Origin of the sequence: Acetobacterium bakii (genome assembly GCF_001263355.1) — a bacterium.
Lineage (GTDB): Bacteria > Bacillota > Clostridia > Eubacteriales > Eubacteriaceae > Acetobacterium > Acetobacterium bakii.
Genome location: NZ_LGYO01000040.1, coordinates 74249 through 96718, shown reverse-complemented (window position 1 = coordinate 96718; position 22470 = coordinate 74249). Strand labels below are relative to the sequence as shown.

Genomic DNA, 22470 nt, shown 5'->3' with positions numbered 1-22470 from the left:
GGGTTTTTGCGGAAGAACCCTCTTTTATCGTGCAGTTGGGATTTCATAGTCGGAATATACATTTCAACGTAAAAAGGAGATTTGAATGTTTAATAAAAGTCCTGTAAATATCGCTCGTTCTAAAAAGTACGGAAGTAATTTCTATATTTGTCATAGTTTAAAATTGAATCGACGTGTTAGTTTACATAGTAATTTAGAATATGCGAACTTTTTAGATGTTGAATTAAATCCAAATATTGTTAAATATTTAGAACAACCGCTTCAGGTAGAAGTTAAAGGAAAGGACGGCGATTCATATAAAACAACATTTGATATGGAAGTTCTTTTTAAAAACGATACAAATGAGTTATGGGAAATAAAGTATTCAAGTGACTTGAATAGTGGATCAAATTCTTCAAATAGATCAATAAAGCAGATTGAGTATCAACGGAAATGGTGCTTAGAAAATAATATTACCTACAAAGTAAGGACTGAAAACGAGATTTTCAAAGGACCTGAACACCTAAATAATATGCGTTTTATGTATCATTGTTTGTGTAGAGCCCAATCTAATTTAATCCAAGATAATTTAAAACGAATCAAAAATAGAATTCAAATTGAGAAATGCATTACTGTTGAAAAACTATTAAATGATGATGCCGTAAAATTATCTGTTATGCCGGTGATAGTATATCTATTTATTCATGGATACATTGTTCTTGATATATATAATCAAGAGATTTGCTATGCTTCCGAGGTTTGTTATGCCGAAAATTAAAATAAACAACAAAAAAGAGTTATCAACAGAAAGTAAAACATGGTCAAAACCAGTAACAATAAATATGTCTGATTTTGACAGAGAGACATATGAATCAAGAAAAAAAGCCGTAGATTTATATTTATCGGATGAACCATTAAATAAAATTGAGCAGTCAACTGGTATTAAAACATCACATATATGCGAATTTGTAGAAAAGTGTTCTGTGCTTGACTCATCGGGAGTTCCACTTGGATACGTAGCTTTGATACCTTGCTTACGTACAAAGCGAAAAATTGGTTTATTCTCAAAACTTATGAACGATTATCCTGATATTAAGGATTATTTATTAGAAGAGTTTTTTAGTAAAAATAGGAAGTGGAACAAATTTCAATCCTATACTGATCTTCATAAGTCTTTACTACGCCGATTGCATAGTAAAGGTTTATCTGAAACAGACTACCCATTCAATACGAAGCTTAAAGGGTATCGTTCAATGGTGACGTTTTTAGAAGATACAAGTAATTTGCATCCGTATGATGCAATGAATCGTTATGGAAAAGAAGCAAAACAACTTTTTAAAAGCACCTATTTTATGCAGCCAATTCAAAGCGCCTCAAAACGACCTTTTGCGAGAGTTGAAATAGATGGACACAAAGTTGATGCACTGTTCACCGTAAAAGTCACCAATGAATATGGAGATACTGTTCAGGGATTAGCAAAAAGAATTTGGATTATTGCCGCAATTGATGTTGCCACGAGAGTAATTCTTGGATATACAATATCGGTAAATGAAAACTACAATCGATTTGATGTACTCGAATGCATTAACAATTCAATTGTGCCTCATGAACAATTTACTTTTCAGCGATTCAACGTTCTTGAAAAAATAGAAGGTTTTCATTCAATTGCAGTACCTGGAACTCAGTGGGCAATTATGGATGAAATTGCTCTTGATAATGCGTTAGCACATTTATCAAAGGATGTAATAAATAATTTAGAAAATTTGGGAATCAGTATTAATTTTGGACCGGTAGCGACACCAAACAAAAGGCCAATTGTTGAACGTTTCTTCAAAACACTTGAAGAAAAAGGCTTTCATCGGATACCATCAACTACTGGAAGTAATCCTCGCGATGTAAAAAGAGCAGAACCTGAGAAAGGAGCGATTTCATATGCGATTACATTACAGGAAATATATGAAATTGCTGAAGTTGTCATTTCAGAGTATAATACTCAACCTCATGATAGTTTGTCAGGTTTTTCACCGATATCATTATTAATGCAACGTTTTGATAGGGGCTTTCTGCCATCAGCGTTCGTTCCTCTGGATGAGAGAAAGGAATTTTCGGTTGTGAAAATATATCAAATAAGAAAAGTTCAAGGAAATAAAAAAAAGGGAATCAGACCTTATGTAAGCTTTGAAGGACATCGGTATTCAGGACATGTTATGTCGTCAAATTATTTATTAGTCGGAGATCACGTAACCCTTGAAATAGATCCATTAGATATACGAACGCTTAAAGTTTATCTTGATAATGGTGCTCCAATTGGAGACGTTTCTATTAAAGGAAAAAATATTGCAACAGCGATTTCTATGAAAAACAATACAATACTTCGAAAATTTATCCATGAAAATAAAATCAAGTTTGATAATGTTGAAGATGTTATTGAAGATTTTACAATTGATTTAGAAGAAAAAGCTATTTATAATAAAACTGCGGCAACACGGCTGGCATCAATGAGAAATGATGCTGAAAAAAGAAGCCCAGATTCATTAATTCTTCCACGAAACAAATCAGTGCCAGAAAAAAATATGGATAGAGGTCAGCTCGATGATTCAATTGAAAAGAAATTATTAAGCGATGAAGAGTTGCGAGAAAAATGGACTGACCCTTCTAAACGGACTTGGTGATTAATTATGAAAAATAAAATACAAACCTCAAATGAACTGATTGGTGAAACGGGTGGGAGCATACGACCAAATTTTTTAGGTGAACATCCAATAGTTACGGGAAAGTATAAGATAAAAACTTCTGTTGTTGAAGAAGTAATTAATAAAATAGATGAGGCAATTAGATTTAGAGTTCAGGGTTTAATTATATATGGACCATCTGGATATGGAAAATCCACAGCAGTTGAAATAATAAAAAATGAAATTTGTGAAAAATACAATAATGAAATACTTGCGTTTATTTCTACTATGCCTGATCCAATAAAGAACAGTAACGTTTTTTATTCAAGATTGCTTAAAGCAACTGGTCATGATCTTTATAATAAAGGTTCTGTTCAAGATAAGTCAGACAGATTATGCTCGCAATTAGTAAGTTTAGCTCTTGAAGAAAACAGAAACAAAAAAATTCTTTTATTTATTGATGAAGCTGATGCTTTAGATAAAACCGATTTTCAGTGTTTAAAAGATATTAATAACCAATTGGATTTAGAGAAAATCGGAATGACCACAATATTAATTGGAACCGAAGATTTAATATCTCAACGCAATCTTTTCTCAGGTAAAAAAGAAACACAAATCATAAGACGATTTATGGAGAAAACCTATGTTTTCAATGGAATAAAATCCAAAAATGAGCTACAAGATGTATTAGCCGCGTATGACTTTTGTATGAAATATCCTGGTGATTCCGATTGGTCTTTTACGAAATATTATTTCCCAGAAGCCTTTGAAAATGGAATGTATCTTAGTCATGTAACACAGGATTTATATAAATGCATTTGCAATACTTATGGTGATAAAATATTTAAAAGCCATGGATTGTCTATGAATCATCTTTGCAAAATAGTCGAATATTTATTTTTGAAATATGGTACAGATGGGGCAGGGGAAAATTGGATTACAAGTGAGATGATAGCTAAGTCAGTGGAATTCCGTGACTGTAATCATGAACAAGATTTACTAGATGCCTGTGCTAGTGGAAAAACACGAAGATAGGTTTTGAGAGCCATGATTACAAGAGTTAAACGATTCCCTTATGAAGCCTTGGATGATTACTTGACAAAATTATGTTTCATAAATTGTTGTTCCCCAATCACATTGTTTAAATCAATTTTAAAATCCAGAAGCGGATTAGAACATACAGTTTCAAAATATATGTTTTCTTACAAAGATGAAATAAATCTCAATGAATTCTACAGCTTTATAGGCGAGCATATATTACTTAATATCAATAGCGATGTACAACGAATTCTTGGTCCATTTTCAAAACACTTAGATGGAAATTTGGAATATTTATATAAGAAGAATTTCAAGTTTTGTCCTATATGTATGGAAGAAGGAAACCACTATCTATTTCATCAATTAACATTTGTCGATCGATGCCTTATTCACAAAATACCTTTAATAGAACGATGCCATATTTGCAACAGTAATTACAACGTTTATTTCAATTTTTCAAAATATAGACCGTATAATTGTCCGATTTGCAATAATAACTTGCAAGAAAACTATTTTAAATTATCAGCTGTTGAATTAATTCATCATAATTATCAAATAAAACCGATCGAACTAAATTTTCCAATAAGTAAGGATTTGTCTTGCTTGATCGTTGATGTTAATCCATGTAATACGAAGTCTAAAAATATTTTTCCAACAGCTGGTCTTGCTTTTATAAATAGTTATCTAATAAGCGGTAAGATCACAGAAAAAGCTGATATCACAGTTTTGAAAAATAACGATACGACAAACTATAATATAGACTTTCTTGAAAAATATCATTTGAATTGTGATTATCTGAATCTAAAAAAAGATTATTCGAGAATTGATTTATCTGCACTTTCAACCATAGAGAATGCAGTTTTTGATGTTTCTAAGATTATATTGAATTCATATAAAGTGAAATATTTACCAAGAAATATAAATAGAACGAATAAAAACTATATAATAGCATTACAAAATATTTTCTATGAAATCATTTATAGTGACAAAAGAATAAGTAAAGAGCAGTATGCCTTTTACTTATGGATGTTTTCATGTATATTTAGGGATAAGTTAGGAAGATCAAGACCTATTGCTAATGTCTCATTTTTGGTATCCTTATATGAACAATTGATTTCGTTTCTTTTCGAGTGTTATTCTAACAATAATAAGCAGAAGATTATTCCAGCCAGTATTCTCGAATTAGCTTACGAACTAATCAAGTTCTATTTGTTTGAGTATTTTACATATTTATTGAGGTTAATAGAAGATAATTATGCAAATCCTGATTTCATTAGGTTTATGACGAATAATCTTGTTGAGTTTGATATCCCAACTGGACCTGCCTTTAAAGTTATAATTATTGAAAATGAAAAATCGTTTGAAATATATATTTTTAAATTTGATGAAGATATATTTGAATTCAAGAATGTCAATAATGACACCAATAGCAAAACACTGTTTGGTGGGTTCGATTTAATGCATCGCAATAAAATGCCAATAATTGACACCTGATAAAACGAGGCGGGGGAGTTTCAACTCAATTATTTTCTAGCTTTTCATCATAAAGAATAAAATTTATTCTTTATGATGAAAAGCTACCTTTATTTACAACGTATACTTCAATTTAATTACGAGTTATAATTCAAAATATCCCGATAATTAGAATATGCAGAAAGTGTACTTTGTTAAGGGAAAACTTATGTAATTTCTAAATGAAGTACATAAAAATATTTGAGAGCAATTTATTATCTTTTTTTTCATAGATTATAATAAAATATCATGATTATATAATTTAAATATACAATATCAGAAAAATTTTATTGGCATACAAATTCATATTAAATTTATACTTCAAATTAATTACGACTTAAACTTCAAAGTACAAAAAGTATCAAATTTTAGAATATCACAAAAACAACCCATTAAAACACAGAAATCTTTTGTCACGAAATGTAAGTTTCGTGACAAAAGATAAAAAACATGTTATAATAAGTTCCAGATTATCGGTTTGAATTATTGTTTTAAATTGGATAATTTAAAATTATTTATTAAAAAGGAGTTATTATTATGACTGAACCTAATCTATTGACTGAAAGTAAAATAATTGATGAGTTTTTAAATTATATTGTGACGATTCGGGGTTTTTCAGAAAAATCAGCCCAGGCATACCGTTATGATTTGGTTTTATTTTTCAGATTTTTAAAACGCTATTTTGCCATGGTTCCTCAAACGGATGTTTTTGACGAGATTCCAATCAATGATATTTCCATTGCTGAATTAAAAACCATTGATTTAGGTATTCTTTATGCTTTTCTCTCTTTTTCCAGCAAAGAACGCCATAATTCGGATTTTGCCCGCAGCCGAAAAGTATCGACTTTACGCTCTTTTTTTAATTATTTATGTAATAAACAAAAATATTTTGGTCCAAACCCGGTGACGGATTTAGAAATGCCAAAGCTTCCGGCCAGAAATGCCCGCTATTTAGAATGGGATGAGGCCGTAGATCTTCTCAAAGGTATTAAAGGACGGCATCAGGAACGTGATTTTGCCATCATTACCCTATTTTTAAACTGTGGTATGCGCCTTTCCGAGTTAACCCAAATAAAAATAACCGATATAAAAAATGATTCCCTTCGTCTGATTGGCAAAGGCGACAAGGAGCGCACGGTTTATCTCAATCGGGCATGTTTAAAATCAATTCAGCGATACCTGTTAGTTCGTCCAGAGGTTAATTCAAACTATTTATTTTTAAGTCAGCAACATTCACCCATCAGTAATCGTGCCGTCCAGCATTTAGTGAAAAAACACTTGGCTATCTGCGGCTTAAACACGGATGAAATCAGCGTGCATAAACTCAGACATACGGCGGCAACCCTGATGTTTAAATATGGGAATGCAGATATTCGCTCTGTTCAGGAAATTCTGGGTCATGAAAATGTATCAACCACCCAAATCTATACCCATGTAGATGAAGAGCTTCTGCGTGATACTTTAAATCAGAATCCCCTATCACAATTTGAATCGGAGGAATAGATTCATAAGCAGAAAAAAAAATTTATTGAAATCAAGAACTGATGTTTACTTTTATATATATGATATGCTATAATACTTTCAAGAAAAAAAAGAGATTTTAGTAGAATGAAAGAGGTGTTAGTAGAATGTATGAAGATTTAAATGCTCGGCAATCGGATGTGTTAAAGTATATTAAAAAGCAAATGCGTGAAAAAAGCTACCCGCCTACAGTTCGAGAAATGTGTGCGGCGCTAGATTTTAAATCAACATCAACAGTTCATGCCTATTTAAGAAAATTAGAAGAATTAGGTTACATTAGGCGTGACGCGACAAAAACCAGGGCAATAGAGATTATATGCCATGATCCTTATGAATCCTTTACTGCTCTTTTTGAGCGAAAAACCATTGTATCGCTTCCAATTTTAGGTCGTGTGACAGCTGGAGAGCCAATTTTAGCCATAGAAAACATCACGGATGTTTTCCCCCTTCCTTTAGATTTTGTTGGAAGTGAAGACTCTTTTATACTTGAAATTCGTGGTTTGAGTATGGTTGATGCCGGAATCATTGATGGCGATAAGATAATTGTTCATAAACAAAATACAGCAATAAGTGGGGATATCATTGTGGCATTGATTCTGGAACAGAACGAAGCAACGGTGAAAAGAATTTTTTATGAGAATAATGAGATTCGTCTTCAACCTGAAAACAAAACAATGGAGCCAAATAATTATAATGAAAAAGAAATCAGAATTTTAGGAAAAGTGACCGGATTAATCCGAAAATTTAAATAACAGAAAAAGATGTTGCATTAACATCTGAGTTTGTTGATAATTTTATTAACAAACTCAGACGTTGTTGCAACATCTTTATTATTCACCATAGAATAATAAAATTAATCGATTTTTATTTTATCTTCGATACTTTTAAAAATATCTTTTTCAATGTGATTTTTATTAACTTTTACCAATTCGATCTGACTTTCGAAAAGTTGATTTTGCAACTCCAATATGGTTTTTCGATTGGCTTCGCTTTCAATTTTACTTTGTCGTAAATGTTCACGATATTGGTTAAGCAATTCATCTTTTTCATCAATCTCACTTTGGATAAGTTCTTTCTCTTCGGCTAAAACAACATTTTTGTCTTTTTCTTTTTCCAAAAGAGTATCCAAAGTGTGCATTTCTTCTTTGACGATACTAATTTCACCAATTTCTTTAATTTTTGCCAGTTCACTGTTTTTGGCTTCTTCCTGGGCAGTCAATAGCTTTTCAGCGATATTCATACATCCAAGAATGGCAATACGAATGTGATTGGTAAAAGGATTAGCAGCTTTTACGCTTTCCAGTTCTCGGTTAACATAGTCTGAAACAAGTTTAATCTGTTCTTCATTATTTTTTGCCTTTAATGAAAAATCTGTATCTAAAATGCGTAATTCAATTATAGTATGTTCAGGCATCTTTTTCCTCCTGTAATAAATAAAATTCTCTATTCTCTACTCTATTATAAGTAATATTCTATAAAAATACAAATGATTTATTATTTTTATAATTTTTAATTAAGTTATAAAGTGTTTCAACCTCAAGGGTTTCATAAGGAATTTTCTTTTTTTGAAGCTCTTGAAATCCACCTTGTGACCGTTCATAAATCATTCGGGAGGATAAAATTTTCTTGTTATATTTTTTTGCAAAAGTCAGTGTATGGATGGTTCCGCTTCGGGCAGAAAACTCGGATACAATTAAAAAATTCGATGTTGCCGCCTGGAGCCGATCCCGCTCAATAAATTTATAGGCATGAATGGCTTCATGGTGGGAATACTCCGATAAAAGGCAGCCATTACTGTCAAGAATTTTATGGGCCAAACCCAAATTTTCCCGTGGGTAAACATTCAGTAATCCTGAAGGCAGAAAGGCCAGGGTTTTTCCGCCGGCTTTTAAACAGCCGTGATGTGCGCCACTGTCACAGCCGGTTGCAAGTCCGCTGATAACAGCAAAACCCTGTTTGGCCAGAAATTCGCCGGTATTCACCGCAAATTTAAAACCTTCCAAACTGGGGTTTCGACTTCCAATAACAGCAGCGCGATTTTCCATGTGTAAGAGGTTTAAATCACCCTGGTAATAAAGAAGAACCGGAGAATCCTCGAAAACTAATGCCTCAGGATAGTTTGCATCGAAAAAAGAAAGTGTTTTAATATCCTTTTTCTGATTGTCTTCCAGGATTCTATCTGAAGTGGAAACCGCTTTAATAAGGGCATCTTTTGCGATGGTATCAGGAATAAAGCCAAGCTCTTTGCCTACCTCAATCAGTTCAGTGAATGTTGAATTTTCCGGGTGCTTGATATGTTCAACGATGATCTTAATTTTTTTTCGGCCAATCCCCTGGAGTTGCAAAAGTCCCATCAGATTTCGGTGAAAATCCATCATTTTAACCATTGAAGCAGATTATTCTCTGAGTTGAGCATTCAGAGCGCTTTTTAATTCTGCCAATATCTGCTCAACCACAGGATTAATATCATCATCATTAAGGGTTCGATCCTGATGTCTGAAATTAAGGGCATAAGCCAGACTTTTATAGCCCTCAGGAATTTGTGAACCGGTATAAACGTCAAATAGTTCAATGCTCTCAAGGATATTTCCACCATTTTTTCGAAGAATCGCATCAACCTCGGCTGCAGGAATTGTATCCTTAAGCTGGATCGCTAGGTCACGATTCGAAGCAGGAAATTTGGGGAGTTCCACAAATTTTTGTCCCATGGAGCCGCAGTCGTATAAATCAGAAAAGGACAGTTCACATACATAGGTGCGTTTTGGCAGTCCATAATTCTTCACTACTAAAGGATGAATTTCGCCTATTTCTCCCAATATTATTCCATTTGCCGAAACAATGGCTTTGCGTCCCGGATGTAAAAATTCGGATCCGCCAGAGATAAACGAAGGATTCTCAATACCGGTGTGGGCCAGTAAAAGTTCAACCATACCTTTTAACTCAAAATAATCGTCATTGCCATAGGTGCTGAGAACCAATTTTTTTTCCTCAATCGGAAGTTCACCGAGCTTTGGATTTTTACGGTAGGTATTGGAAATTTCAAAGAAATGACCGAAAGGATTTTTTTGATGGTAATTCAAAGAAATGACTTCAAGCTGATGTCCAATCAGGGAATGTCGCATGATGCTGTTTTCTTCGCCCAATGGGTTGACCAATGGGACAAGATCTTCAGGAGTAGCACAATTTAAGCCGCTAAGACGCCTTTTGCTGGTGAAAGAGGTTGTCAGCGTTTCAAAATACCCCTGACCGACTAAAACGTTTTTCAGGTCGTCCTCGTACTTTTGAACAGGAGTCTTCCCGCCAATCATGGTTTCGCCGCCCATAATGGTGCTTGGGATATTGTCATAACCAAACATTCGGGCAACTTCTTCCGCTAAATCTTCCCTTGCATCAATGTCTTGTCGAAAGCTGGGAACTTCAATTTGCAGAATGCCATTGTTTTCACTGGAAACATTGAAAAACAAACGACTGAGCAACGCTGCTATTTCCGATTCGGAAAGAGAAATCCCAATAAAATGATTCACCCAATTGATATCCAATGAAATTTTCTTGATTGCCACAGGTTGTTGATACACATCAATTACGCCTTCAACGACTTCACAGGCACCGATTGCTTCAAGTAACCAGGTAGCCCGTAATGCGGCAGCAATAGCTAACTCCGGATCAACACCTTTTTCAAACCGGGCTGAGGCTTCAGTTCTAAGGCCGAGTTTTTTTGCGGTTAAACGGACGCTGCTTTTATTGAAACAGGCCGATTCCAGAACAATAAGGCTTGTTGCGTCAGTAACTTCAGAGTTCTCCCCACCCATGATACCGGCGATTGCAACAGGAGCTGTTCCATTGGTGATCATCAGCATGGAAGCGTCAATATCACGTTCCTTATTATCCAAGGTCACTATTTTTTCATTTTTGGTGGTTTTAATGACGATTTTTTTTGAATCTAGGCTATGATAATCAAAGGCATGCAAAGGTTGACCCAGCTCAAGCATGACATAATTGGTGACATCTACAATATTGTTAATGGGCCGTACCCCACTGTTAAGAAGTTTAACCTGCATCCATAACGGTGATGCCTCAATCTTCTTAACCTTAAGCATTTTAGCCACATAACGGGGACATAAGTCACTCTCAATGGTTACATTTAAATATTCTTTTATTTCATTAGTTGATTCGACTTTGTTATAGGATTCAAAGGCTCCCAATGATAAATTAAGTGTGGCGGCAGATTCTTTTGCAATGCCCACAATCGATTGGCAGTCAGCCCGATTGGCAGTCAGCTCAACATCGATGATCACGTCGTCCAACCATAGTAATTTTTTAACGTCCAACCCGGGATCGGTGCCATTAGGCAAAATATAAATGCCTTCCATAATTTCTTTTGAAAAGAGATCGAGATTCATTCCCAGCTCTTCTATGGAACAAAACATGCCATGCGAAGAAACGCCTCTGAAATCACTTACACCGAGCTGTGTGCCATCGGCGATAATCGCGCCATCCACAGCAACCGGGACAACAGCCCCGACAAAAACATTTTTTGCCGCAGTGACGATAATCCGTTCATCGGTTCCCAGATCAACCGTACATACTACCAGCTTGTCGGCATTGGGATGGGGCTCTATTTTTAAAATTTTTCCTGTTAAAATATTTGAAACTTTTTCTGAAACAACCGTTAAGGTCTCAACCTTGGTCCCGGACATGGTGAGACACTCACCGAAGTCATAGGGATTTAACTGTATATCAACATATTCTTTTAACCAATTAAGTGAAACTAACATTTAATGAACCCTCCTATTTAAATTGTGATAAAAAACGCAGATCATTTTCAAATAATAACCGCAAATCATTGATGCCGTATTTTATCATGGTAATCCTGTCAAGGCCCATGCCAAAGGCAAACCCGCTGTAAACATCGGGATCGATCCCACAAAGTTTCAGCACATTGGGATGAACCATGCCACAGCCAAGGATTTCTATCCAGCCGGTGTTGCTACAGACCTTACAGCCAACCCCGCCGCATTTGAAACAGGTTACGTCCATTTCAGCACTTGGCTCGGTGAAATAAAATTGATGGGGTCTGAATTTCGTTTTGGTCTGCTCCCCAAATAATTTTTTGGCAAACATGTTCAAGGTACCTTTAAGATCACTCATGGTGATGTCTTTATCAATAACCAGACCTTCCATTTGATGAAAAACCGGTGAATGGGTGGCATCAATTTCGTCGGAACGGTAAACTCTTCCCGGTGAAATAATACGAAGGGGTGGTTTCTGCTCTTGCATTACCCGGACCTGAACCGGTGAGGTTTGGGTTCTCAGAACAATATCATCCTCATAGTAAAAGGTATCCTGAAGATCTCGGGCGGAATGGTCCAATGGTACGTTTAAATAATCAAAATTGTATTTTGCCCATTCAATTTCCGGACCTTCGGCAATGGAAAAGCCCATTCCTAAAAAGATCTCTTTGAGTTCATTAATGGTTGTGGTTAATGGATGCAGACTTCCCGAAAAATGTTTTTTCCCGGGCAGTGAAACATCGATGACTTCTTCTTTGATGCGCATGTCAATCTCTTCTTTATCAAGAATCTGTTTTTGGAGAGAAAGTGCATTCTCAATTTCTTCCCGGACCTCATTTGCGAGTTTTCCAATAACCGGCCGCTCTTCCTTGGAGAGTTTTCCCATCCCTTTTAAGGCAATGGTCAGTTCCCCTTTTTTTCCTAAATATTTTATTCTTAGATTATCCAGGGCTTTTAATTCACAAACATCTTTGAGGTCTGCCAAACAGCGATCTTTTAATTGAATCAATTCTAATTCCATTTTTAGCTCCTTACTTATAAATATAAAAAAACGCCCTTAAAAAAGGACGAAATAATTCCGCGGTACCACCTTAAATTAATACTAATTTGTATTCACTCAAAATTTTAACGCAATTAACGTTAGCTGCTAAACATTACAAATGGTTTCACAGCTAAAACTCCAGAGTGAACTTCAATAAATTCCAGCATAAAATCTTTCAGCCAAGGATTTTTTCTCTAAAATGTTGGATTTTTATTTACTTTCTCTTTCATGGTTTATCACTTTATTCTGTTAAATAATTATCTCTGAGGATATCATACATAATAATCCCGGCAGCAGTGGATACGTTCAGGGACTCGGCACTTCCAAGAATGGGTATTTTTAATAGAATATCACAAAGCTCTGCCATTTCCAAAGTCATTCCCTGGGACTCATTGCCCATGACGATTCCAAAAGGTTTATTAATTGGTTGCCGCTGCCATAGAGATTCCCCGTTAAGGGAGGTTCCAATAATTTTCACGTTGCTTTTTTTTAGTGTCAGGGCATATTCCGGCAATGAAGCGACTTGATGAACCGGAATATGAAACACCGAACCCATGGATCCACGAAGCACTTTTTCATTATAGATATCAGCAGTTTTCATGGAAGTGATCACACAATCGATTCCGGCTGCATCAGCTGTTCTGATGATGGTGCCAACGTTATAAGGGTCCTGAACGTCATCCAGAAAAATATAGCTGGTATAATCAGTTTGTTTAAATTCAATCTTTCGAATAATGCAAATAATTCCTTCGGACTGATGTAGTGTTGAAATGGAATTGAATATCTCGGTATCAACCATAAACACCGAAACTCCAATTGTCGTTAAAAAGGCAATTGAATCTTTGGTATCATCATTTTGCGATGCATACCACTCATTTGTTAAAAAAATCTGTCTGAAAACCAAGTTGCTTTGCAAGGCTTCTGAAAAAAGCTTTGTTCCTTCAGTATAAAAAAGATTTTCGCTGTCTCTAAATGATTTAGTACGAAGCTTGCGCAGATATTTTAATTTCTCATTGTTACGGGATGAAATAATCGAAGATTCCAATTTATTAATGGTCTTTTCGGGATAATTTATTGATTTCATTGATAGATCTATTTTCTCCCATAACAATAAGTTTATCAGCGTGATTAATTACATTGGAAGCCAGTGGTGAAGCATTGAGAACATCAAGTGTGCGAATGGCGATGACATTTAAACCGTACCGCGTTCTTAAATCAAGCTCATCAAGGGTTTTTCCTTCCCAGGCATGCAAGGTTTCAACTTCAACAATGGAATGATCTGTATCAAGCTCTAAAATATCAATAAAGTCCCCTGAGAATAGATTATGTGCAACACGCTCACCCATATCCCGTTCAGGCGAAAAAACCTTTTTAATACCCAGTTTTAAAAGAACTTTTTCATGCTGAGCATTATTGGCTTTACCATATATTTCACTGATGCCCAGTTCCTGGGCATTAACAATTCCCATAATACTACTGTTAATATCTGAAGTGATTGAAACCACAACGGCATCAACATTTTTTAAGCCAATAGATTTCAAGGCGTTGATGTCAGAAACATCCGCCTGCACCGCATAGGTTACGTAATTCGCGATATTTTGGATCTTATCTGCATCCTTATCAACAACAATAACATTACAGCCCAACTCGCTAAGAGTAATGGCAAGTGCTTCGCCAAAACGCCCTAAACCAAGAACTGCAAACTGTTTTTCTTTCAATTATTATTCCTCCTCTAGCCAATCATAACATTACCTTCAGGTAATTTAAAGTTGCCTATATTTTCACGTGAATGTTTTTCACTGCGGGCAATAGCATAGGCTATTGTCAAAGGTCCGAGCCTTCCAACAAACATGGTTATACTTAAGGCGATTTTCCCCCCAATTGATAAATGTGGGGTTAATCCCGTTGATAAACCAACCGTACCAAAAGCAGAAAATACTTCAAAAACAATGTTCTGAAAAGGAACATTCGGCTCTGTACATAATAACACAAAAATCATAAAAATGACAATGGTTGAACCAATAACTACCACTGAAATTGCCCGACGAATGGCAGGACCTAAAATACTGCGTTTAAAAATAACAATGTCTTTCTTCCCGTTTAGAACCGAGGCAACAGTGAGTACAATAAGCCCCAGGGTGGTTGTTTTAATTCCCCCTGCAGTTGATCCGGGCGAGCCTCCTATAAACATTAACAGCATTGTTAAAAACAATGAAGGCAGTGTTAAACCCGCAATATCGACGGTATTATAGCCAGCCGTTCGAGGCGTTACCGACTGAAAAAAAGAGGCCATGAATTTTACATGAATGGGAAGATTCCCCATGGTCTTAGGATTGTTAAATTCAAAAATAAAAAAGAAGATAAAGCCAACAACCAGTAAGACGGCTGTAATTGACAAGACAATCTTAGAATGCATGCTCATTTTCTCGAATTTTCTCACATAGATAAGATCACTGGTCACAGCGAAACCTAAACCACCGATAATAATTAGGGAACAAACCACAAAATTAACGATAAAATTATCTACATATTGTGTCAAACTTGAGAAATTTCCAAATAAATCAAAGCCAGCATTACAAAAGGCAGAGATCGCATGAAACAGACTGAATGCTGTACCCTGTAGCAATCCATATTCTGGGATGAATACAATGGCCAGCAACAAAGCTCCAATGCTTTCTATGATTATTGATGAGAAAAAGATATACTTAATAAATTTCACAATACCTGAAATGGAATCGGTATTAATTGATGATGAAATTAATAAACGGTTCTTAATGGTGATGCGCTTCCCGGCCAGAACAAAAAACATAGTGGTTAATGACATGAAGCCCAATCCACCAATTTGGATCAGAAAAATGATCACAAATTTACCGAAAACAGACCAATAGGTTCCGGTATCAACAACGACTAAGCCAGTGACACAAACTGCGGATGTTGCAGTAAATAGCGCATTGATAAAGCTTGAACCTTCTCCTGTTTGGGTTGCAATGGGAAGAGTTAGAAGTATCGCCCCAAAAAAAATAACTAAAGCAAATCCAAAAATTAATATTTCTGCGGGTGAACGTTGTGTTAAAAATCGATTGTTTTTTCGGATTCGTTTCAGTTCCACAAATGTATCTCCTAATATGTATTTTCCAATCATACATATTCTAACATTATTAATTAAAAAAGCAACAACTATATATAATAAAAAAAACTCCCCAAATTTGGTGTATCTTTTGAGAAGTTTTATTCGTATTTATTAGTTAATGTTTTTCTTTGATACTTCTACTAAATCTTTAAAAGCATTGATATCATTCATTGCCAAATCAGCTAAGATTTTACGATCAATTTCGATACCTGCCTGTTTTAAACCAAACATGAATTTGCTGTAGCTTAGGTCAAACATTCTTGTACCCGCATTAATTCGGGTAATCCAAAGTCTTCTGAAATTTCTTTTCTTTTCCTTACGACCTATATATGAAGATCGGGTGGCTCGCATAACAGCTTCATTTGCTGTTCTATATAACTTGCTTCTAGCTCCATAATAACCTTTTGCAAGTTTAAGTACTTTCTTATGTCTCTTTTTGGCGTTGACGCCTTTTTTAATTCTCATTGTCTATATTCCTCCTATCTTCAAATTTATCGTGAGATCATTTTTCTTACAACTTTAGCGTCACCTTTTGCTAATCCTGTGGCTTTTCTAAGATTTCTTTTTCGCTTACGGCTCTTTTTATTGAGAATATGGCTTTTGCCAGCCTTAAACCGTTTAATCGCACCTGATTTTTTTATTTTAAAACGCTTTGCAGCGCCACGATGTGTTTTCATCTTTGGCATAACTTTTTCCTCCTCCCTGTACAATGTATATTTTATAATAAACTATATCCGAGAAATCCAGGTTATTTGTGTCCCAAGTCATTACAACAGATATACTCAATTAACGATTAAAGCGTTATTTATCTTTTTTAGGGGCAAGATACATAACCATGTTTCTTCCTTCAAGCTTAGGGCTTTTTTCAACGACAGCAAGGTCTGCAACACGTTCGGCAAAATTCAATAATACATCTTTGCCTTGTTCGGTGTATGCCATTTCTCGGCCTCTGAAGCGAATTGCAACTTTAACGCGGTTGCCTTGTTCCAAGAATTTGATACAATTTTTAATTTTTACATTAATATCATGTTCTTCAACTCGAACTGACATTCGTATTTCTTTAATAACCACTGCTTTTTGATTCTTTTTAGCTTCTTTTAAACGTTGAATTTCCTCATAACGAAACTTCCCGTAGTCAAGAATTTTACAAACCGGCGGTTTGGCATTAGGCGAAACTTTAACTAAATCCATATTCTTTTCGTCAGCTAATTGTTGGGCATCTTTGGTATTCATTACTCCCAACATTTCGCCGGCATCATCAATTACACGCACTTCGCGATCACGGATCTCGTTGTTAATTTCGTGTTGGACATCTTTGCTAATAATATTATACCTCCATATAAAAAAATTGCAGGTAGAAACACTCCACCTGCAAAAAAATACTAACGAACATTGTTCATCAAATATTTACCTATCTCCATAAGAAATGAGGTGAGAAGTGTGTTGCCTCTACTTTGTTACTCAACTATTATACGTTCTATTCATTCTTTTGTCAATCGTTTTTTATTATCTTTTATTTTGAATCAAATCGTTCCTAGGCTAGCAATGCGCGGTCGTCGGCAAACTCCTCGCCGCTTGCCTGTCCAAACCGTTTTAAGAGGTTTTCCACCGTCAGATGTTGTTTCTCTTCCCCGTTGATATCTAAAATAACACGTCCTTCGTGCATCATGATCAGACGGTTGCCGTGTTCGATGGCGTTGCGCATATTGTGAGTGACCATTAAAGTGGTCAAATTACTCTCTTTAATAAATTTATCGCTTAACTGCAATACTTTTTCAGCAGTTTTTGGATCAAGTGCCGCAGTATGTTCATCCAAAAGTAAAAGTTTTGGCTTTTTAAGGGTGGCCATCAAAAGGGTTAATGCTTGCCTTTGCCCACCTGAAAGAAGTCCGACCTTGGCATTTAAGCGGTTTTCCAACCCTAAATCCAACTGACTTAAAAATTGTTTGTAAACTTCCCGTTCTTTGTTGCTGATGCCCCAGTTCAAACTTCGAAATTGGCCGCGACGATAAGCAAGCGCAAGATTCTCTTCTATACCCATATTGGCAGCGGTGCCCATCATCGGGTCCTGAAATACGCGTCCGATCACTGCTGAGCGTTTGTGCTCAGGGAGTTTGGTTACATCGATATCATCGATGATAATTGAACCCTGGTCGATGGGATAGACCCCGGCCACACAATTGAGTAAGGTGGATTTGCCGGCACCGTTTCCGCCGATGAGGGTTACAAAATCACCTTCTTCAAGGGTCAGGCTTAAATTAGACAGGGCGATCTTTTCATTGACGGTTCCGGCATTAAATCTTTTATGGATTCCATTTATGACTAACATCTTACAGATCCTCCCCGGTTATGGATTTTTTTATGGGGCGAAGATAGGTTTTAAATACCGGCAATGACAGAGCAATAGCCACGGTTATGGCGGTGAACAGCTTTAAGTCATTGGCTGGCATGCCCATCTTTAATACCATAGCGATGATAATGCGGTAGGTAATGGCACCCAGTACCAAAGAGATCAGGCAATTTAAGAAGTTTCGTGTGCCGAAAATCACTTCTCCGATAATAACCGAGGCCAAACCGATAACGATGGATCCGATACCCATTTGCACATCGGCAAAACTTTGGCTTTGGGCGATTAAAGAACCGGATAAGGCCACCAGGCCATTACTGATGACTAAACCCAGGGTAATCATATTATTGGTGTTAATCCCCTGAGCTCGTGCCATTTGAGGATTATTGCCGGTAGCCCGGATGGCACAGCCCATTTCTGTGCCAAAAAACCAGTATAGTAGACCAACGATACCTGCAACACTCAGAAAACCAAAGAGCATTACTGCATTGTTCGGGCTTAAGCCCAGGTTTTCCAATGATGTAAAGACTGTATCGATGCGCAGAAGGGAAAGGTTCGCCTTCCCCATAATGCGCAGATTAACAGAATACAGGGCAATCATGGTCAGAATACCGGCCAATAATGCGGGAATTTTGAGCTTCGTATGAAGAATTCCTGTTACAAGCCCTGCCGCCATGCCGCCTAAAAAGGCTAAGCCTGTTGCTATGAAAGGATTCATGCCGTTAAAAATGGAAAATGCCACAATCGCAGCCCCCATGGCAATACTTCCCTCAACTGTCAAATCAGCAATGTCAAGTATTCTGTAAGTAATATAAACGCCGATTGTCATGATAGCCCATAAAAGACCCAGCGAAATCGCGCCTAGTATAATTTGTAACATTTTTTTCCTCGCTTCTATTAACGCCTAACGGTTTATTTTTTAATTATTGTGCTTTAATTACATATTGCTGGAGATCAGCTGGAATGGTAAGACCAATTTCTTCAGCCACTGTGCCATTGATAACATATTCAAATTTAGTTGATGCTTCGATTGGCATGGTAGCAGGTGCTGCTTCGCCTTTAAGAATTTTTACGGCCATTAAGCCGGTTTGATAGCCCAGTTCACTGTAGCTGATGCCCAGGGTGGCTAATCCTCCGGATTCAACCATTCCGGACTCACCGCAGATTACCGGAGTCTTAGACTGAGAGGTAATGTTTTGAACCTGTGGCATGGCGGATGCAAACACGTTATCGGTTGGGATATAGATAGCATCACATTGGCTTACGATGGATTGGGTAGCCTGTTGCACATCGTTTGAATTGGTTACAGTGACTTCTACGTAGTTAAGTCCCAATTTTTCAATGGCTTCACGTGCAATTTTTGCCTGTAAAACAGAATTATCCTCACTTGACGTGTAGAGAACGCCAACCGTTTTCGCGGTCGGAACTAATTTAACCAATAAATCAATTTGCTCTTTTATCGGGTTCATATCGGTTGTTCCTGAAACATTACCTCCGGGTACTTCATTGGATTCAACCAATCGTGCCGCTACATAATCGGTAATAGCTGTTCCTAGAATGGGAATTTCAGTGGTTTTTGCGGCAATGGCCTGGGCTGCAGGGGTGGCAATAGCCAGGACTAAATCAACATTATTGCTGATAAAACGATCGCTGATCGTTGAGAGGTTACTTTGGTCACCCTGGGCGTTTTGTAAATCAATGGTTATATTATCACCATCAACATAGCCGTTGTCAGCAAGGGCTGCCACAAAGCCCTCGCGTGATGCATCCAAGGCAACGTGATCAATATACTGAACAATACCAACGGTCACATCCGGTGACGTTGCGGAATCGGTGGTTCCTCCACTTGAACAACCGGTGCCTAAGGCAATAATTCCGGCCAGCAGAACAACGGATAATAATTTCTTTCCATTCTTTTTCATTTTATTTTCCTCCGTTTTTATATTTTTTTATTCAATAAAACCTTGTCAGGTTGAATTGTCCTTTAGATAAAAAAAAAGTCGCCTCTGAATAACAGGGGCGAAAATAATTTCGCGGTACCACCTTGTCTTTGATGTGTCCACATCAACCTCAGCAAGCGACATAAAGCGCTTTTCCACGTTAACGGTTGGAATCCGTCACAGCCTACAGGGCAATTGCCTTTGGGTGTGCAGTTCTCAGAATGTATTCACGGGTATTCGTCTGCTTCCTTCCACCAACCGAAAGCTCTCTGTAAGAATCTTAACCGCTACTTCTTTCTGGTCATCACTTTATTATATGCTTTGATTATATTTATCCCGTTCGTGTTTGTCAAGAATTATTATAAAAGAATGACTGTCTCTTTTGCTGGAAAATTTAAAGCCCCCAAAGTTATTAAGGGTCCGGGTTGCTGTTTATCCATTGGGGGAGCATTGAGACAATCCATTAAAGATTGCCTCAATGTGAAACAAGTTTTTTTTAATAACGGGTATAAGTTAGATTGCTTTTAGTCTAAAGTCAATGATCGCGTTTTGATTTTCTCGATTAATTTTTCTTTTAAATCCTCCAGGCTGATGAGTCCGGCATCACCTGTGTCACGCATGCGCAAGGCTAAATCCCCGCCTTCGGCTTCTTTATCTCCGACAACCAGCATATAAGGAATTTTTTGCATTTGGGCATCCCGGATCCGGTAACCTAGTTTTTCATCCCGAACATCAACCGAGGCCCGAACACCGATATCCATGAGTTCATCGGCAATGCCTTTGGCAAAGTCATGGTGGACATCCGCAACCGGAATAATCATTACCTGAACAGGAGCCAGCCAAACGGGAAACTTTCCGGCGAAATGCTCAATGAGAATCCCGAAGAAGCGTTCAATACTGCCCAAAATAGTGCGATGAATAATAACCGGACGATGTTTTTCACCGTCAGAGCCAATATAATTCAGGTCAAAACGTTCCGGCATCTGGAAATCCAACTGAATCGTTCCACATTGCCAGGTACGTCCTAAACTGTCTTCTAAATGGAAGTCAATTTTGGGACCATAAAAAGCACCATCGCCGGGATTTAAACGATAATCAATTTCTTTGGTTACCAGGGCATCCCGAAGAGCTTCAGTAGCCATTTCCCATACTTCGTCGGAGCCAATGGCTTTTTCCGGTTTGGTGGATAATTCAACACGGTAGTTAAACCCGAAGACTTTATAGATATCATCTGCCAGGTTAATGACTTTGATGACTTCTTCTTTAATTTGTTCAGGCGTCATAAATATATGGGCATCATCCTGAGTGAAAGCACGTACTCGCATAAGACCGTGAAGGGCACCGTGAAGCTCATGGCGATGAACCAGACCCAGTTCTCCCATTTTTAGAGGCAGATCGCGATAGGAATGGCCTTTACGTTTGTAAACCAGCATCCCTCCGGGACAGTTCATCGGTTTAATGGCATAGTCACTTTCATCTATTTCTGTGAAATACATATTTTCTTTATAATGATCCCAGTGTCCGGATCGTTTCCAGAGTTCAGCATTGAGGATAATCGGGGTTTTTATTTCCTGGTAGCCGCGACGCTGATGTTCCTGGCGCCAGAAGCTTTCAAGCTCATTTCGAATGACCATTCCCTTGGGATGAAAGAATGGAAAACCCGGACCTTCTTCCTGGATAGAGAATAAATCCAGCTCTTTGCCTAGCTTTCGATGATCCCTTTTTTTAGCTTCTTCAATGCGTTCCAAATATTCTGTTAACTGGCTTTTCTTAGGAAAGGTGATCCCGTAAATGCGCTGAAGCATTTTATTTTTTTCATCACCGTGCCAGTAAGCACCGGCCAGGCTTAGCAGCTTAATGGCCTTAATGGGACTCAGATTATTGATATGTGGCCCGGCACAAAGGTCAGAAAACTCTCCCTGGGAATAAAAGCTGATGATGGCATCTTCAGGAAGGTTCTGGATTAATTCTTCTTTATAAAATTCCCCTTCGTTTTTAACCTTTTCCAGAGCGTCGGCACGGCTTAATTCGGATCGCTCAATGGCCAGACCCTCTTTGACAAGCTTCGCCATTTCTTTTTCGATTTTCTCCATGATTTCAGGGGTGATGATGACATCCACATCGATGTCATAGTAAAAACCATGATCAATGGCGGGACCTATGGCAAGCTTTGCCTGGGGATACAGACGCTTCACTGCCTGGGCCAATAAATGAGAACCGGTATGCCAAAATGCATGTTTTCCGCCTTCGTCGTCAAAGGTTAGCAGGCTTAGAGTTGAATCTTCCAGAATTGGTTTGCGGATATCCACCAATTCCCCATTGAGTTCACCGGCCAGGGTAACCCTTGCCAGACCTGAACTGATGTCTTTTGCAACATCGAAAACAGTAATTCCGGATTCATAGGTTTTTACGGTGCCATCTTTTAATGTAATATTAATCATTATTTTCTCCTTGTGAATTTTTTATTAGGCAATTACTAAACTGCCGTGAGCTTCGCTG

20 protein-coding genes and 3 other annotated features are annotated in these 22470 nt (G+C 37.2%); of the genes, 6 read left to right on the top strand and 14 right to left on the bottom strand.

Annotation, left to right across the window (positions count from 1 at the left end):
• Positions 1-85 precede the first annotated feature (85 nt).
• From AKG39_RS14925 to lexA, 6 genes are all read left to right on the top strand, one after another.
• Entirely contained in the window at positions 86-757 is a 672-nt protein-coding gene (locus tag AKG39_RS14925) for a TnsA endonuclease N-terminal domain-containing protein (protein ID WP_050741205.1), read from the top strand.
• On the top strand, positions 744-2651 hold the full coding sequence (locus tag AKG39_RS14920) for a transposase (RefSeq protein WP_160316202.1): 1908 nt from the start codon (positions 744-746) through the stop codon (positions 2649-2651). Before AKG39_RS14925 ends, AKG39_RS14920 begins: the two co-directional genes overlap by 14 nt.
• Positions 2652-2657: 6 nt before the next feature.
• Entirely contained in the window at positions 2658-3686 is a 1029-nt protein-coding gene (locus AKG39_RS14915; protein ID WP_050741203.1) for an AAA family ATPase, read from the top strand.
• A gap of 12 nt (positions 3687-3698) precedes the next feature.
• The gene (locus tag AKG39_RS14910; protein WP_050741202.1) at positions 3699-5183 is read left to right on the top strand and encodes a TniQ family protein; all 1485 of its coding nucleotides are present in this window, start codon (positions 3699-3701) and stop codon (positions 5181-5183) included.
• Between the two features lie 555 nt (positions 5184-5738).
• Complete coding sequence (locus AKG39_RS14905; RefSeq protein WP_050741201.1) at positions 5739-6704, top strand: tyrosine recombinase XerC; 966 nt, start codon at positions 5739-5741, stop codon at positions 6702-6704.
• A 125-nt stretch (positions 6705-6829) separates the two neighbouring features.
• On the top strand, positions 6830-7474 hold the full coding sequence (gene lexA, locus AKG39_RS14900; RefSeq protein WP_050741200.1) for a transcriptional repressor LexA: 645 nt from the start codon (positions 6830-6832) through the stop codon (positions 7472-7474).
• Positions 7475-7575: 101 nt separating this feature from the next.
• On the opposite strand, the gene AKG39_RS14895 is transcribed toward lexA, so the two are convergent.
• The 14 genes from AKG39_RS14895 to thrS form a co-directional block, all read right to left on the bottom strand.
• The gene (locus tag AKG39_RS14895; RefSeq protein ID WP_050741199.1) at positions 7576-8136 is read right to left on the bottom strand and encodes a cell division protein ZapA; all 561 of its coding nucleotides are present in this window, start codon (positions 8134-8136) and stop codon (positions 7576-7578) included.
• Between the two features lie 58 nt (positions 8137-8194).
• On the bottom strand, positions 8195-9109 hold the full coding sequence (locus AKG39_RS14890; protein WP_050741198.1) for a DNA-processing protein DprA: 915 nt from the start codon (positions 9107-9109) through the stop codon (positions 8195-8197).
• Positions 9110-9118: 9 nt separating this feature from the next.
• Entirely contained in the window at positions 9119-11497 is a 2379-nt protein-coding gene (pheT, locus tag AKG39_RS14885) for a phenylalanine--tRNA ligase subunit beta (protein WP_050741197.1), read from the bottom strand.
• Positions 11498-11510: 13 nt separating this feature from the next.
• Positions 11511-12533 (bottom strand): phenylalanine--tRNA ligase subunit alpha, encoded by a 1023-nt coding sequence (gene pheS, locus AKG39_RS14880; protein WP_050741196.1) that lies wholly within the window; start codon positions 12531-12533, stop codon positions 11511-11513.
• A gap of 39 nt (positions 12534-12572) precedes the next feature.
• Positions 12573-12793 (bottom strand) — a binding site (T-box leader).
• A gap of 2 nt (positions 12794-12795) precedes the next feature.
• Positions 12796-13638 (bottom strand): TrmH family RNA methyltransferase, encoded by an 843-nt coding sequence (locus AKG39_RS14875; protein WP_050741195.1) that lies wholly within the window; start codon positions 13636-13638, stop codon positions 12796-12798.
• On the bottom strand, positions 13604-14272 hold the full coding sequence (locus AKG39_RS14870; RefSeq protein WP_050741194.1) for a potassium channel family protein: 669 nt from the start codon (positions 14270-14272) through the stop codon (positions 13604-13606). The genes AKG39_RS14875 and AKG39_RS14870 overlap by 35 nt, the downstream gene beginning before the upstream one ends.
• Positions 14273-14286: 14 nt before the next feature.
• Complete coding sequence (locus AKG39_RS14865; protein WP_050741193.1) at positions 14287-15663, bottom strand: TrkH family potassium uptake protein; 1377 nt, start codon at positions 15661-15663, stop codon at positions 14287-14289.
• 132 nt (positions 15664-15795) lie between these two features.
• Complete coding sequence (rplT, locus tag AKG39_RS14860) at positions 15796-16149, bottom strand: 50S ribosomal protein L20 (protein WP_050741192.1); 354 nt, start codon at positions 16147-16149, stop codon at positions 15796-15798.
• A gap of 26 nt (positions 16150-16175) precedes the next feature.
• Entirely contained in the window at positions 16176-16370 is a 195-nt protein-coding gene (rpmI, locus tag AKG39_RS14855) for a 50S ribosomal protein L35 (RefSeq protein WP_050741191.1), read from the bottom strand.
• A 115-nt stretch (positions 16371-16485) separates the two neighbouring features.
• Positions 16486-17025: a translation initiation factor IF-3 gene (gene infC, locus AKG39_RS14850; protein WP_083439592.1), complete on the bottom strand. Its 540-nt coding sequence runs from the start codon at positions 17023-17025 to the stop codon at positions 16486-16488.
• Positions 17021-17145 (bottom strand) — a sequence feature (ribosomal protein L20 leader region). It overlaps the preceding gene by 5 nt.
• Before the next feature lie 73 nt (positions 17146-17218).
• Complete coding sequence (locus AKG39_RS14845; protein WP_050741189.1) at positions 17219-18013, bottom strand: ABC transporter ATP-binding protein; 795 nt, start codon at positions 18011-18013, stop codon at positions 17219-17221.
• A 1-nt stretch (position 18014) separates the two neighbouring features.
• Positions 18015-18911 (bottom strand): ABC transporter permease, encoded by an 897-nt coding sequence (locus AKG39_RS14840; protein ID WP_050741188.1) that lies wholly within the window; start codon positions 18909-18911, stop codon positions 18015-18017.
• 43 nt (positions 18912-18954) lie between these two features.
• Positions 18955-19953, bottom strand: a complete 999-nt coding sequence (locus AKG39_RS14835) for an ABC transporter substrate-binding protein (protein ID WP_050741187.1) — start codon at positions 19951-19953, stop codon at positions 18955-18957.
• A gap of 90 nt (positions 19954-20043) precedes the next feature.
• Positions 20044-20285, bottom strand: a binding site (T-box leader).
• 210 nt (positions 20286-20495) lie between these two features.
• Positions 20496-22412 (bottom strand): threonine--tRNA ligase, encoded by a 1917-nt coding sequence (gene thrS, locus AKG39_RS14830; protein ID WP_050741186.1) that lies wholly within the window; start codon positions 22410-22412, stop codon positions 20496-20498.
• Positions 22413-22470: the final 58 nt, after the last annotated feature.

What these genes read in the sequence shown, in the direction of transcription:
- AKG39_RS14925 (WP_050741205.1), top strand. Translation starts at nt 86, where the DNA reads ATGTTTAATAAAAGTCCTGTAAATATCGCTCGTTCTAAAAAGTACGGA.
- AKG39_RS14890 (WP_050741198.1), bottom strand. Translation starts at nt 9,109, where the DNA reads ATGGTTAAAATGATGGATTTTCACCGAAATCTGATGGGACTTTTGCAA.
- AKG39_RS14910 (WP_050741202.1), top strand. Translation starts at nt 3,699, where the DNA reads ATGATTACAAGAGTTAAACGATTCCCTTATGAAGCCTTGGATGATTAC.
- AKG39_RS14895 (WP_050741199.1), bottom strand. Translation starts at nt 8,136, where the DNA reads ATGCCTGAACATACTATAATTGAATTACGCATTTTAGATACAGATTTT.
- AKG39_RS14905 (WP_050741201.1), top strand. Translation starts at nt 5,739, where the DNA reads ATGACTGAACCTAATCTATTGACTGAAAGTAAAATAATTGATGAGTTT.
- AKG39_RS14845 (WP_050741189.1), bottom strand. Translation starts at nt 18,013, where the DNA reads ATGTTAGTCATAAATGGAATCCATAAAAGATTTAATGCCGGAACCGTC.
- rplT (WP_050741192.1), bottom strand. Translation starts at nt 16,149, where the DNA reads ATGAGAATTAAAAAAGGCGTCAACGCCAAAAAGAGACATAAGAAAGTA.
- lexA (WP_050741200.1), top strand. Translation starts at nt 6,830, where the DNA reads ATGTATGAAGATTTAAATGCTCGGCAATCGGATGTGTTAAAGTATATT.
- AKG39_RS14920 (WP_160316202.1), top strand. Translation starts at nt 744, where the DNA reads ATGCCGAAAATTAAAATAAACAACAAAAAAGAGTTATCAACAGAAAGT.
- AKG39_RS14835 (WP_050741187.1), bottom strand. Translation starts at nt 19,953, where the DNA reads ATGAAAAAGAATGGAAAGAAATTATTATCCGTTGTTCTGCTGGCCGGA.
- pheS (WP_050741196.1), bottom strand. Translation starts at nt 12,533, where the DNA reads ATGGAATTAGAATTGATTCAATTAAAAGATCGCTGTTTGGCAGACCTC.
- pheT (WP_050741197.1), bottom strand. Translation starts at nt 11,497, where the DNA reads ATGTTAGTTTCACTTAATTGGTTAAAAGAATATGTTGATATACAGTTA.
- thrS (WP_050741186.1), bottom strand. Translation starts at nt 22,412, where the DNA reads ATGATTAATATTACATTAAAAGATGGCACCGTAAAAACCTATGAATCC.
- rpmI (WP_050741191.1), bottom strand. Translation starts at nt 16,370, where the DNA reads ATGCCAAAGATGAAAACACATCGTGGCGCTGCAAAGCGTTTTAAAATA.
- AKG39_RS14915 (WP_050741203.1), top strand. Translation starts at nt 2,658, where the DNA reads ATGAAAAATAAAATACAAACCTCAAATGAACTGATTGGTGAAACGGGT.
- AKG39_RS14875 (WP_050741195.1), bottom strand. Translation starts at nt 13,638, where the DNA reads ATGAAATCAATAAATTATCCCGAAAAGACCATTAATAAATTGGAATCT.
- AKG39_RS14840 (WP_050741188.1), bottom strand. Translation starts at nt 18,911, where the DNA reads ATGTTACAAATTATACTAGGCGCGATTTCGCTGGGTCTTTTATGGGCT.